General features: G+C 56.7%; 9 protein-coding genes, 1 tRNA gene, 1 other RNA gene and 1 pseudogene. 4 read left to right on the top strand and 8 right to left on the bottom strand.

Annotation, left to right across the window (positions count from 1 at the left end; all coding sequences use genetic code 11):
- Nucleotides 1-122: 122 nt before the first annotated feature.
- On the bottom strand, nucleotides 123-1157 hold the full coding sequence (rhaT, locus tag B3797_RS07890; RefSeq protein WP_311781400.1) for an L-rhamnose/proton symporter RhaT: 1035 nt from the start codon (nucleotides 1155-1157) through the stop codon (nucleotides 123-125).
- A 358-nt stretch (nucleotides 1158-1515) separates the two neighbouring features.
- Here rhaT and B3797_RS07885 point away from each other — a divergent pair, with 358 nt between their 5' ends.
- Together B3797_RS07885 and B3797_RS07880 are read left to right on the top strand one after the other, a co-directional pair.
- Complete coding sequence (locus B3797_RS07885; protein WP_311781399.1) at nucleotides 1516-1839, top strand: hypothetical protein; 324 nt, start codon at nucleotides 1516-1518, stop codon at nucleotides 1837-1839.
- 21 nt (nucleotides 1840-1860) lie between these two features.
- Nucleotides 1861-1959 (top strand): YoaK family small membrane protein, encoded by a 99-nt coding sequence (locus tag B3797_RS07880; RefSeq protein WP_143806249.1) that lies wholly within the window; start codon nucleotides 1861-1863, stop codon nucleotides 1957-1959.
- A 1-nt stretch (nucleotide 1960) separates the two neighbouring features.
- Here the strand turns inward: B3797_RS07880 and B3797_RS07875 are convergent, their stop codons facing one another.
- A complete protein-coding gene (locus B3797_RS07875) occupies nucleotides 1961-2227 on the bottom strand; it encodes a DksA/TraR family C4-type zinc finger protein (RefSeq protein ID WP_120452680.1) in 267 nt (88 codons plus the stop codon).
- A 240-nt stretch (nucleotides 2228-2467) separates the two neighbouring features.
- Between B3797_RS07875 and aldA the strand changes: the two genes are divergently transcribed.
- The gene (gene aldA, locus B3797_RS07870) at nucleotides 2468-3907 is read left to right on the top strand and encodes an aldehyde dehydrogenase (RefSeq protein WP_311790798.1); all 1440 of its coding nucleotides are present in this window, start codon (nucleotides 2468-2470) and stop codon (nucleotides 3905-3907) included.
- A 31-nt stretch (nucleotides 3908-3938) separates the two neighbouring features.
- Here aldA and B3797_RS07865 read toward each other — a convergent pair whose 3' ends face one another.
- Nucleotides 3939-5213, bottom strand: coding sequence for an MFS transporter (locus B3797_RS07865; RefSeq protein ID WP_311790797.1), 1275 nt, complete (start codon nucleotides 5211-5213; stop codon nucleotides 3939-3941).
- Nucleotides 5210-6630, bottom strand: a pseudogene (locus tag B3797_RS07860) (M20 family metallopeptidase). The gene B3797_RS07865 and the pseudogene B3797_RS07860 overlap by 4 nt, the downstream one beginning before the upstream one ends.
- Nucleotides 6631-6785: 155 nt before the next feature.
- Between B3797_RS07860 and B3797_RS07855 the strand changes: the two are divergent.
- Nucleotides 6786-7697, top strand: a complete 912-nt coding sequence (locus B3797_RS07855) for a LysR family transcriptional regulator (protein WP_311790796.1) — start codon at nucleotides 6786-6788, stop codon at nucleotides 7695-7697.
- Here the strand turns inward: B3797_RS07855 and dppA are convergent, their stop codons facing one another.
- The 4 genes from dppA to eptB form a co-directional block, all read right to left on the bottom strand.
- Nucleotides 7698-9308: a dipeptide ABC transporter periplasmic-binding protein DppA gene (dppA, locus tag B3797_RS07850; RefSeq protein WP_311790795.1), complete on the bottom strand. Its 1611-nt coding sequence runs from the start codon at nucleotides 9306-9308 to the stop codon at nucleotides 7698-7700. It lies immediately after the preceding gene.
- Nucleotides 9309-10224: 916 nt separating this feature from the next.
- Nucleotides 10225-10353, bottom strand: a non-coding RNA gene (locus tag B3797_RS07845) — RtT sRNA.
- A gap of 33 nt (nucleotides 10354-10386) precedes the next feature.
- A tRNA-Pro gene (locus tag B3797_RS07840) sits at nucleotides 10387-10463 on the bottom strand.
- A gap of 121 nt (nucleotides 10464-10584) precedes the next feature.
- Nucleotides 10585-12276: a kdo(2)-lipid A phosphoethanolamine 7''-transferase gene (eptB, locus tag B3797_RS07835; protein ID WP_311790794.1), complete on the bottom strand. Its 1692-nt coding sequence runs from the start codon at nucleotides 12274-12276 to the stop codon at nucleotides 10585-10587.
- Between the last annotated feature and the right edge of the window lie 247 nt (nucleotides 12277-12523).

The raw sequence follows: 12523 nt of genomic DNA, 5'->3' as shown, positions 1-12523 counted from the left end.
AGGGATGTCGCGGGCCGAGCGGGCATGGATGCCGTCTTTTGCGTCTTTGCGATCGGGCCTTCTCACCCGCGCTGGCACACTCTTGTACACCCATGCCTTGCTTGTTCTTACCCTGCATACACTCAGGCGGCCAGCCCAAGCCCGACAATATTAGCGGCGATAATAATCACCACGCAGCCGATAGACAGCACGCTGACCGGACGGCGACCCGCCGATTTCCACTCTTTCATCAGCAAACCGACCAGCCCGCCGCACAGCACATAGAGGCTCATATGCAGCATCCAGCTTACGTAGTCATACTGCGGCGGGATTCTTGCGTGGCCCCAGGCATAGAAGAAAAATTGCAGATACCACATGGTACCGCCCAGCACCGCGAAGGCGATATTGGCGATCAGCAGCGGTTTCGCCACGGAGAGATCCTGCCGCAGCGACAGCTCCGGCTTAACCGCCAGGCGGATAAAACAGAACGCCAGGTTAACCAGCGCCCCGCCGCCCATAATTACCACGTAGCTTGGCAGCGCGACGTAGAGCGGATCGATGCCCAGCTGCGCCGCCGCTTCATGCATCGGCTTAGCCGCGTCCATGGCAAACGACATACCTGCCGAAAAAATGCCGCACAGCACCGCCAGCAGCAGCCCTTTTTTAAGATTGAACTCTTCCGCATTGATCCCCAGCGCGCGCTCTTTCAGCAGGCCGGCACGCGAAACGATCGCTACGCCCACCAGCGCCACGGCGACGCCGAGCAGGGTTAACCGGCCGCCGGTGGAGGCGAACAGCTCGCCAAAGCGTCCCTGAATCAGCGGCGTCATCAGGGTGCCGACCACCAGCGTAATGCCGATGGCGATACCAATCCCCATCGACATGCCGAGATAGCGCATCGTCAGGCCGTAGTTAATATTGCCGATGCCCCACATCGCGCCGAACAGAAATACCGGCAGCAGCTGTGAGAGGCTGAAGCTGCTGTAGTAGGCCCAGAAGTTGGGCAGCAGTACGGCACTCACGGCCCACGGCAGGATCAGCCAGGACATAAAGCCGCCCACTGACCACATCGTTTCCCATGACCACTTTTTCACCTGTTTAAACGGCGCGTAGAAACACGCTGCGCTGGCAGCACCGACGAGATGCCAGAAGATACCTGCGATAATGGCACTGTTCATTGTTATTCCTTGCGTAAGGTTGAGGCCTACAGGAAACCCGGTTCCTGATCAGCAGGCAGTCTACGGCGCGCCTGAACGCCTCAGCCTTTGGATAGCTGCCGTTTGCAAAGCGTGAATGGCAATATCCACCAGTTAGCCCCTACGCGGATCACAGTTTCTGCTTTGTCGGAATCGCCGCGCGGAAATTATTTAAGTCTCTTATTATTCAGGTTTTTTTTTGAAAATTGTTGTGCCGCGCAGCACATTTATCCGCTGGCTGCCGCCTTTTACGCAACCCTGGCAAAAAAGGAAAGATCACTTCACTAATGGCCGTTAACGCCGTATAAGACGTAGAAAATCTTCTACTGCCGGGATTGAGATGACGGGGAAATGGTTAACGCTGTTCTTAACGCGCTCAGTAAGTCGGGTGATGCTGGATGACCTGCGCGCCATTCTGCCCGCCAGCGCGTTAAAGATTTTTATTAATGAACTGGAAGAGGCGCAGTACGCCACGCTGGAGTGTCAACAGGCGGAAGAGAACTGCGCGCTGATCGCCTCGGCGCTGGTGGTATGGCGTCAGCTAGGCAAGGTTCACACCATTATCTATAAAAAAGGGGAAGTGCTGCGCGACGTCAGCGACGCCAGCCAGTTTCAACTTTTCAGTATGTTGAAAACGCACCGCGCGGTGATGCAGGTCGCCTGACGCGGAGATAACGAGGTTGCTATGAGAGTGGGTATTCTGTTTCCGATCGCCATTATTGTCGCTGGCGTCGGTTTTCTGGCATGGTTTATCGGCAGCGGACTCGCCATGCCAGGTTCCTGAACTAACGCAGCTGGCTGTCTTTACTGCCGCGTCGGTTATAGAGGGCGCTGCCTTTTAGCTGCTTATCGTGCGCCTGCTGACAGGCCAGGCAGAAGCGTACGCCCGGCACCGCTTCACGGCGCGCCTGCGGTATCGGCTCGCCGCACTCGTCGCAAAATTCGGCGCTTTCGCCCTTGCTCATCGTGCCGCGCACGCGAGCGATCTCATCGTTAACTGTACTTTCGATCTGTTCCTGAACGGCGCCGTCTGACGCCCATCCGCTAGCCATAACATCCTCCTCATGCTTCCTGAAAGTGTTGGCCCAAAATCCGTTTTGCGCAACGTAGAGAAGATATGCGGGCCATAGCGGACGAATACAACCTTTTGTCGCCGTCATCACTTTAATCTGCGTTTGTTTGCCAGCGCCGCGCCGCGGATGGCAGCCAGACTAAGGTGTCGCGGTCTGTTTTATTTCACGCTGCATTTATAAAACATTTTATTAACGTACCCGACATCGGAGATACAGCAGATGACAACAGAACTAAAACATTACATTAACGGCGAATTTGTCGCGCACCAGAGCGATAAATGGATTGAGGTGATCAATCCTGCGACCGAAGCGCTGCTGGCTCGCATACCCGAAGGCTGCGCGCAGGAGGCCAGCCGCGCGATTGAGGCGGCCGAAACCGCCCAGCCCGCCTGGGAAGCCCTGCCTGCCGTTGAGCGCGGCAGCTGGTTGCGCAAGCTGGCGGAGGCTATTCGCGACCGCGAGCCGGAACTGACCGCCACCATCGTCGCCGAAGGGGGTAAAACGCAGGGGCTGGCGCAGACGGAAGTATTGTTTACCGCTGATTATCTCGACTATATGGCCGAGTGGGCGCGCCGCTATGAAGGCGAGATCGTCAACAGCGATCGTCCCAATGAAAATATTTTCGTATTTAAAAAGGCGATCGGCGTGACCACCGGCATTCTGCCGTGGAACTTCCCTTTCTTTTTGATTGCGCGTAAAGCCGCACCGGCGCTGATTACCGGCAATACCATCGTGATTAAACCAAGCGAACTGACGCCGCTCAACGCTGGCCTCTTCGCTGAGATCGCGCATCATATCGGCCTGCCGCCGGGCGTAATCAATTTTGTCTATGGCTATGGCCCGGAGATAGGCCAGCAGCTGGCCTCTGACCCCCGAGTCGGTCTGGTCAGCCTGACCGGCAGCGTCGGCGCGGGCGTAGCTACCATGGCGGCGGCGGCGAAGAACGTCACTAAGGTTTCGCTGGAGCTGGGCGGTAAAGCGCCAGCTATCGTGATGGATGATGCCGACGTGGATCTGGCGGTGAAGGCGATCGTCAGCTCGCGCGTGATCAACAGCGGACAGGTCTGCAACTGCGCGGAGCGCGTCTATGTGCAGGAAGGCGTTTACGATCGCTTTATGACCGCCTTAACCGAGGCGTTTAAAGCCGTTAAATTTGGCGATCCGGCGGAGCAGCGCGAGATCGATATGGGGCCGCTGATTACCGCCGCCGCGCTGGCGCGCGTGGAGAAAAAGGTAGCGGACGCCGTGGCGGCTGGCGGCAAAGTGGTGCTGGGCGGCAAACGCGCCGGCAGTAAAGGCTTCTTTTTCGAGCCGACCATTATCACCGACGTGCGTCAGGATATGGAGATCATGCGCGAAGAGATCTTTGGGCCGGTACTGCCGGTAATGACGTTCAAAACGCTGGACGAGGCCATTGCGCTGGCCAACGACTGCGAATATGGCCTGACCTCTTCTCTCTATACGCAGAATCTCAATACCACCATGGTGGCGCTGCGTAAGCTGAAGTTCGGCGAAACCTATGTGAACCGTGAGAACTTCGAAGCGATGCAGGGCTTCCACGCGGGCTGGCGTAAATCGGGCATCGGCGGCGCGGACGGGCGTCACGGGCTGGAGGAGTATTTGCAGACGCACGTTGCCTATCTGCAGTTCTCGCTTTAACTGTAAGCCGCCCTTTACGGGCGGCTGTTCTTTATGCGACGCGATGACGGCTGCGCAGCAGCGCCGCGGCGCTCAGCAGCGATACCGCAATAAGATAGTAACCCGGCGCAAGGCTGCTGCCGGTGGCGTTAATCAGCAATGTACAGATCAATGGCGCGAAGCCGCCGAAGATCGTGACCGCCACGTTATAGCTGATTGCCATGCCGCTGGCGCGCGTACCGAGCGGAAAAAGATCCGCCATTACCGAAGGCACAGTGGAGAAGTAGATCGATTTCAGCAGCGCCATCCAGCCCACCAGCAGCAGCAGCGTCAGCGGCGAGGTGTGATTCACCATATAGCGGAAGGCTGGATAAATCGTTACCAGCAACAGCAGCAGCGAGCCCCACATCAGCGGCACGCGCCCCACGCGCTCAGCCCAGAGCCCCATCAGCGGCGTCACCAGGGTCAGAATAATACCTGCCAGCAGCGTGGCGCTAAAGGCGACGCTTCCCGGCAGATGCAGCGTTTTGGTGGCATAGGTCGGCACATAGTTCAGCATGTAGTTTACCGCTGTTGAAATCACCATCAGACCGACCGCCAGCAGCATCAGCTCTTTCTGACGGCCAAACAGCTGCTTCAGGGGCGCTTCTGGTTTCTCCTGCTGCATAAAGCTGGCTGGCTCATGAACGTGGCGACGGATATAAAGCCCCAGCGGGCCGATCAGCAGGCCGAAGGCGAAAGGAATGCGCCAGCCCCACGACAGCATCTGCGTCTCGCTGAGCATCTGCGTCAGTCCCAGCCCGAAAGCGGAAGCCATCAGCGTGCTCGCGCCCTGTGTCGCGAACTGCCAGCTGGCGATAAAGGCCTTGCGCTCGGGAAAGTGCTCCACAAGAAACGCCGTGGAACTGCCGAACTCCCCACCCGCCGAGAACCCCTGAATCAGACGCGCCAGCATAATTAACAGCGGCGCCGCCAGCCCGATGGTGCCGTACTCCGGCATAAAAGTGATTATTGCGCCGCCCAGCATCATCAGATTAATGGAGAGCAGCAGCGCCTTTTTGCGCCCGTGGCGATCGGCATAGTTGCCCAGCACCACCGCGCCGAGCGGCCGAATAAGAAAAGAGACGCCAAAGCTGCCGAAGGTGAGCAGCAGCGAAACGGAGGCGTCGCTGGTGGGAAAAAAGGCGTGCGCGATATAGCTGGCGAAAAAGCCGTAGACCGCAATATCGAACCACTCCAGCGCATTGCCGATACAGGTGGCAAACAGGGTCTTATGCAGGCTCGGCTTGCTCTGAACCAGCGGAACCGCTTGCGTCAGGTTGCTCATGCGCGCGCCCCCTGATAAGCCTGCTGTCGCGCCAGTAGCGCCTCGCCCTCTTCGCCCAGCTGCCAGAACAGCCGCGTCATAATCAGCAAGCCTTCGCGCGCTATGGACTTCAGCATATGCTCGTTAACGCCGTGTTGGCCGCAGGCGGGATAGGAGTGTGGCACCCACAGCGTCGGCAGGCCGAGAATGTCGGAAAAGACCTCATTCGGCAGCGAGCCGCCCAGATTAGGCAGCAGCGCCGGTTTTTTGCCGCTGCTGGCGGCAAGGCTCTCCAGCGCCCAGGCGACCAGCGGGCTTTGGGGATCAAGACGCGTTGCGGGCGATCCGCGCAGGAAATCGACCTGAACATTGTCAAAACCCTGAGCGCGCAGATGCGCCTCGACGTGCGTTACCAGATTCTCCCAGTCGGTGCCCACCACAAAACGTAGCTGACACACGGCGGTCGCCTTACCGGGAATGGCGTTCATCGGACGCGCCGGGTTGCCGGTTTCGAACGCCAGCACCTCCAGCGTGTTCCAGCCGTAAAGGCGTTCGGCAGGGGTCAGGCCGGGTTCGCCCCAGTTTGCGTCCGCGCCGGATCGCCCGGCATACCGCCTGGCTCGATATCGCTAAGAATGGCGCGCACCGCCGCGCTCAGCGAATCGGGCTTCAGCGCCTCGACCTGCAGCACGCCGTGTGCGTTGACCAGCGAGGCGATGGCGTTTGCCAGCTGGGTGCCGGGGTTGCTTAACAGTCCACCCCAGTTGCCAGAGTGGTAGGCGTTGTCGCGTGCGTTAATGGTCAGACGGAAATTGGCCGCGCCGCGCGATCCCAGAAACAGCGTAGGCCGCGGCGCGCTGACGCGCGGCCCGTCCGACGCGATAAAGAGGTCAGCGCGCAGCAGCGCCTGCTGTTGCTGGCACAGCTCGGCCAGCCCTGGCGAGCTAATCTCTTCGCCCATCTCGAACAGGATTTTGCAGTTAAAGCCGAGACGGCCGCCGCGCGCCTGGTAAACCTGCTCCAGCGCCGCAAGATTGATACAGTGTTGCCCTTTGTTATCGGCGCTGCCGCGCCCATACCAGCGATCGCCCTCTTCCGTCAGCCGCCAGGGCGCAAGGCCGTCACGCCAGTTGTCATCATCGCCGAACACCACGTCGCCGTGACCATAAACGAGCAGCGTTGGCAGCGCCTCGTCCTCGATGCGCGTTGCCACCAGAAACGGGCGGTTTTCTACAACCGGATTGTCGATAAAGTGCAGCGCAAAATCGAGTGCCGACAGCTGCGGCGCGATCTCTTCGTGCAAATAGTGATGTAGCTCGCCGTCGCGATCCGCGCGCTGGCTTTCGGTCACGCACGCCACGCGGCGCGCCAGAAGCTGTTTAAATTCCCCACTGTCGAAGTAGCGCATCGCCTGTTGAATAGCCTGTTGTTCCGTCATGTTTGCCCTGTCTTTTTTTATTCTGTGGTTGCTCTATCTTTGCCAAAAGGTCGGCCTTGCCACAATTATCAATTTATCGATATAGCCTTGCTTTTAAAGCAAAGCTAAAATGCCCGATAAAGAAGCATGCACCGACGGGGTGCAGAGGTCAGGTGATGCTGAGCAGTGAAATCCGTTATTTTCTTGCCGTCGCCAACAGCGGCTCGCTGAGCGCCGCCAGCGAACAGCTTTTTGTGGCGGTATCGGCTATCAGTCGGCAAATTCAGCGGCTGGAGGCGCAGGTGGGCGCGCCGCTGTTCGATCGCCATGCGCGCGGCATGGTGCTTAATGAGGCAGGTGAAATCCTTGCCCGTCAGGTACGACAAAGCATGCTGGATATGGATTACGCGCTGGCGGAAATTAAAGGGCTGAAGGCGATCCGCCGCACCCTGATCCGCATCGCCTGTACCGACGGCATGGCGTTCAGCCTGCTGCCCGGCCTGCTGGCGGAATTTCGCGCCCTGAATCCCGGCGTTTACTTCGCGCTCAAGGTCGAGGGCTCCCAGGCGGTGGCCGAGCGGGTACGCGCCGGAGAATGCGATGTGGCGCTGCAGTTCAGCCTGCATCCCGAAAGCGGCGTGGAAGTGATGGGCTCCTGGCCTGCGCCAGTCTTGCTGGCGATGCATAAGGATCATCCGCTGGCGCGGCAGCCTGCACCGGTGACGCTGGAGGCGCTCAGCCCCTATCCGATGGCGCTGCCGGAGCAGAACACCACGGTGCGTCAGCTGTTTGACCTGGCCTGTCAGATGCGCGGCTGCGTGATTGAGCCGGTGCTGACCTGCGACTATTTCGCCACGCTCTACCACTTTCTGCTCAGCACACCAGAGGCGATCACCATCAGCAGCGCCTTTACCCTGCTCAACGAAACGCAGCGCGATCTGGTGCTGCGGGAGATGGGCGTTGACCAGCTCAGCCAGCGTACGCTGCAGCTACAGCGGGTTTCAGGGCGGCAGCGCAACGCGGCGCTGTCGCCCTTTCTCTCTTTTCTCCAGCAGCGCCTGAATGAGATCGCTGCTGGAATGGCGTAATTACTCTTTGATATCGACCGGATAGAAGATGTGCTTGCCGAAGGGATCGATATCGTAGCCGCTCACCTCTTTACGCACCGGCTCGAAAATAGTCGAGTGCGCAATCATCACCGCAGGCATCTGGTCATGCATTATCTGCTGCGCCTGCAGATAGAGCGCAGTACGCTTGCCCTGATCCGGCTCGGCGCGCGCCTCGGTAATCAGCTTTTCAAACGGCTGATAGCACCACTTCGAGGAGTTCGAGCCGCCCTGCGTCGATTTACAGCTGTAGAGCGGTCCGAAGAAGTTGTCTGGATCCCCGTTGTCGCCGGTCCAGCCCATCATCACCGACTGGTGTTCGCCCGCTTTCGCGCGCTTCAGGTATTCACCCCACTCGTAGGTCACGATTTTGGCTTTCACGCCGATCTTCGCCCAGTCAGCCTGAACCATTTCGGCCATACGGCGCGCGTTCGGGTTGTAAGGACGCTGAACCGGCATCGCCCACAGGTCGATAGAGAAGCCATCCGGCAGGCCCGCTTCTTTCAGCAGCGCTTTGGCTTTTGCCGGATCGTAAGCGTAATCCTGAATCGCGTCGTTATAGCCCCACATGGTTGGCGGGATCAGGTTTTTCGCGGCCTGGCCTGCGCCCTGATAAACGGCATCAATGATGGCCTGTTTGTTTACCGCCATGGTCAGCGCCTGACGCACCTTGACGTTATCCATCGGCTTCTTCTCGGTGTTAAACGAGAGATAGCCAACGTTCAGTCCCGGCTGTTCCATCAGGTTGATGTTGGTGTCTTTCTTCATGCTGGCGATGTCGGCCGGGTTTGGATACGGCATCACCTGGCACTCGCCCTTCTGCAGCTTGGCGTAGCGTACGGAAGCGTCCGGGGTAATAGAGAAGACCAGACGATCGATTTTCGGCTTCGTGCCCCAGAAATCCGGGTTGGCCTTATACAGAATGCGTGAGTCTTTCTGGTACTGCTGCAGCACGAACGGGCCGGTGCCGACCGGGTTCAGGTCCAGCTTCTCCGGCGTACCCGCCTTCTGCATCTTGTCTGCATACTCTTTTGACAGAATTGATGCGAAGTCCATGCCGAGGTCAGCCAGGAACGGCGCTTCTGGACGCGTCAGCGTAAAGCGCACAGTGTAGTCGTCAACTTTCTCGACTTTGCCGATCAGCTTCGGCATGTCCATGCCTTCGAAATATTCGTAGCTGCCGCCGGAAACACTATGGTAGGCGTTGTTTTTATCCAGCTGACGCTCGAAAGAGAAGATTACGTCGTCGGCGTTAAACTCACGTGATGGCTTAAACTCTTTGGTGGTCTGCCACTTTACGCCTTTGCGCAGGTGGAACGTGTAGGTTTTGCCGTCATCGCTGATATCCCACTTCTCTGCCAGACCAGGCTGCAGCTCGGTGGTGCCGATTTTGAACTCAACCAGACGGTTATAGATCGGCACAGAGCTGGCGTCATAGGTTGTGCCTGAAGTGAACAGCTGCGGGTTAAAACCTTCCGGCGAGCCTTCTGAGCAGTAAACGAGGGTTTTTGCCTGAACACCTGCGGCGACGGTCATAGCAATCAGGCTCAGACCGACCTTCAGCATCCTGGATTTGGCCAGGGAGTTGATCATGCTTTTACTCCATTGTGATGTGTTGTTGTGTGTATTGCCCGACCTCTGTTTTTTTTATGCGGTTCAGGCAGACCACTGAAGTGGTCGAAAGTGCGGAGCGGTTCTTGTTGTGTTTTCCGACGCCGTAGAAACTGCCGGATCACGCCGCTTCTGCAACTTTATTGACGCATCAATTTGTCAACAGTTGCAATGAACGTCAATACAGCCGCGAGTTATTTACACAGAGTGTGAGGAATAGCAAGCAACGGTAAAAAAAAGCCTTCGTCGTTAATTGCCGGATATTGCACAGCGCTTTTACCCGCAAGGCCATATATCCCACTAATTCGGACGATAATTGACAGTGATTCTCACCGCTAAAAAACATAAGCAGTTACCCGATAAATGTTGAATAACTGAACGATTTAGCGTGCGTTATCGCGTCCAGGTAGTGGAAAATGCTAGTACATGGCTATAAGAAATCGGCATGACAATAAAAAACGTCATAAGAAAAACGTGATGCGAAATAAGCATCTGGGCCTGTTACAGCGGGCGATAACATATTAAAAGCGGGAATAACTGGATGGATCAGGCCTGAACGACGGCAAAGGTTTATTTCAACAGGTTTCCAGTAAAACTGGCAAGAGACAGTTGAATCTGACAAGGGCAATATTACCTCAGCAAACAGGCGACAATATTCCTCTGTGTCGCCTGCTAATGCCTCATAAAAACTTATGCGAATAACGGCTTTATTGTGCTTATTTTTGATAAGCCGAGCGGCGTATTAAGAGAATGCCCGGGATGAAAAAGCAAAGCGTCTCGCATCAGGGATAAAACGCCAGGGACGTGTTAAACAACGCACAGCGTTGCCAGGCAATTCACGGCGGCGCTTTTCTACAGGCGAAAAAAAACCTGCTTTTTCAAGCAGGTTTCTTAAATCTGGTCGGTGAGAGAGGATGACGCTTATCTGCGATAAGCGCCCTTCGGGCCGTTGCTGCGCAACGTTGTCTCGCTACGCTCGGCGCAAACCTCCTTCGGAGGTTCTCATCCTCTTTTCTACATGCGAAAAAAAACCTGCTTTTTCAAGCAGGTTTCTTAAATCTGGTCGGTGAGAGAGGATTCGAACCTCCGACCCCTTCGTCCCGAACGAAGTGCGCTACCAGGCTGCGCCACTCACCGATGGGGGCGCATGTTACTGCGCCGGTTTCTAAGCGTCAACCGCTTTTTCACCATTTAGCCGCGATCGCCTGAAAAGCAACCTGTCAGTAAAATCCCTCACCGCTCAGCCAGTTCCGGCACTTCACAGCGCGCTGGAACCAGAAGAAGCTGGTGCCTGGCACCAGTTGTTCGCCGCTTTAATACCGCCATTCGGAGAGGTATAGCCCAGGCAGCCCAGAATAGTATCGAACAGCTCAACATGACGATGCGTCTTGCCGATGCGCTGCTGCGCCTGCAGACGTTCGAAATTAGCGCGGTTATTGGCGTCAGCCAGATACTTGTCCGAAGCCCACACCATCATCGGCACGCGGAACTGCTCTGGCGGCGCCATCTCGCGCGGCGTACCGTGAAGATGCATATTTTCACTGATCGACTCGCCGTGGTCTGCGGCATAAAACACAATCGCTTTCTTGTCGCGCAGCTGATCAAGCACGCTGTCCAGCATGCTGTCTACGTAAAGGATCGAGTTATCATAAGCGTTAATCAGCTGCGCCTTGCTGCAGGTCTCATCGACGCCCATACACTCCGGCTGATAGCGGGCGAAACTGCGCGGATAACGCTGCGAATAGAGATAGTGCGAGCCTTTGGTATGCAGCACCACCAGATGCTTCCCGTGTGGATAACGATCCAGCGACGCCTTAAGCTCCGGCACCAGCAGCATATCGTCAACCGACTTGCCGGCATTGCGCGGCTCTGAGCCAATCTGCTCGCGGAAGGAGAAGTTATTCACTTCCGCATTATCGTAAAACCACACTTCGCTCTGCATGGCGAACAGCTCGGATGAAAAGCCCAGCTCTTTCATCACGGCAAAAATATTCTTTTCTTTAAGCGTGCGTCCCGGACTGTCCTCGGTGCCGCCCTCGCGCACAAACATACAGCGCAGCGACAGCTTAGTAGAGGTATCGCAAGACTCGCCGCGAAACGCCACCAGGTTCTTCTCTTTGGAAAGCTTCGGCGTAGTGTCGCGATCGTAGCCCAGCATGCCCATATGATCCCAGCGCGTAGTCTCGCCAATAACGAACACCACATAGGTATCGTCGATGCCCGGCGGCGCAACATAAGTAAATTTCTTCGCCGGGTCGAGCAGTTCCTGGCTGTCCAGCGTCTCATCGATATGCGTCCAGGCGAACAGCCCTACCGCGGCCAGCCAGTTCGATGGCAGATAAGAGTGGGCAACCACGCCGCCATAGCTCGGCAGATCGATATTGGTAATCTCTTCGTTAGCTTTTTGCAGCTTGTCGAAATAACGGATCGGCAGCCATACCAGCGCGACACACAGCAGCATCACCAGCGTCGGCTTCAGGCGCTGGCCCGGCGTACGCAGCTGCTCAATCAACGTCTGGCTGAGATTGTTGCGCCAGATCATCAGCAGCGGCAGCGCGCTAACGGCGACCATCCATAACACAAAGTGCAGGCCGACCACCTCTTTCGACAGATCAACATCGGTCGTCATGACCGACGCTACGATGCCGTAGCCAATCATTACGTTAAAAAAGGCCATGTAATAGGCGGCGGCGACGGAAATCAGCACCAGCAGCGTAGCAAGCACCCGATAGAAGCGTTTTCCGCCCAGCGACAGCAGACGCATCAGGAAAAAAGTGAGCACGACGATAGCCATCACTTCAGTCACAGCCGTCAGCCAGTTTGTTACGGTAGATTTGATCAGAAAGCCGTCAAAGCGACGATAAAAGATCGGCAGATTAAGCAGAATGCCGATGTATAACGCCAGCAGCAGTGAGAGCTTTTGCTGAGTTATGGTTTTTATGTAATTCATCTTAAAGGGTTTTCCCTGGAGTGGAGCATGATATTGAACGCTATTGTGACTATCGGAACGCGTAAGAGTTCGCTTGCTTAGCGCAGAGACATAACGATTTCCTGGGGAACAGGAAGAATCTGACGGGATCGGACGGCTCTTTCACGAGGCCGCACAGTAGAACATAAATTAACCAGCCAGGCCAGAAAAGAGGGCGAGATAAGGGGGAAAATGCGAAGAGAGGCAAAAAAATGGGCCCGCTGAGGGG

This window comes from Pantoea sp. UBA5923 (assembly GCF_002431095.1).
Classification (GTDB): domain Bacteria; phylum Pseudomonadota; class Gammaproteobacteria; order Enterobacterales; family Enterobacteriaceae; genus Pantoea; species Pantoea piersonii.
Note: the sequence above shows the minus strand (reverse complement) of the source record. Positions and strands in the feature narration are given on the sequence as shown.

Excerpts from the sequence above, each read along its gene's own strand:
- B3797_RS07880 (WP_143806249.1), top strand. The coding sequence starts at position 1,861 with ATGAGAGTGGGTATTCTGTTTCCGATCGCCATTATTGTCGCTGGCGTC.
- eptB (WP_311790794.1), bottom strand. The coding sequence starts at position 12,276 with ATGAATTACATAAAAACCATAACTCAGCAAAAGCTCTCACTGCTGCTG.
- B3797_RS07855 (WP_311790796.1), top strand. The coding sequence starts at position 6,786 with ATGCTGAGCAGTGAAATCCGTTATTTTCTTGCCGTCGCCAACAGCGGC.
- aldA (WP_311790798.1), top strand. The coding sequence starts at position 2,468 with ATGACAACAGAACTAAAACATTACATTAACGGCGAATTTGTCGCGCAC.
- B3797_RS07885 (WP_311781399.1), top strand. The coding sequence starts at position 1,516 with ATGACGGGGAAATGGTTAACGCTGTTCTTAACGCGCTCAGTAAGTCGG.
- B3797_RS07875 (WP_120452680.1), bottom strand. The coding sequence starts at position 2,227 with ATGGCTAGCGGATGGGCGTCAGACGGCGCCGTTCAGGAACAGATCGAA.
- B3797_RS07865 (WP_311790797.1), bottom strand. The coding sequence starts at position 5,213 with ATGAGCAACCTGACGCAAGCGGTTCCGCTGGTTCAGAGCAAGCCGAGC.
- rhaT (WP_311781400.1), bottom strand. The coding sequence starts at position 1,157 with ATGAACAGTGCCATTATCGCAGGTATCTTCTGGCATCTCGTCGGTGCT.
- dppA (WP_311790795.1), bottom strand. The coding sequence starts at position 9,308 with ATGATCAACTCCCTGGCCAAATCCAGGATGCTGAAGGTCGGTCTGAGC.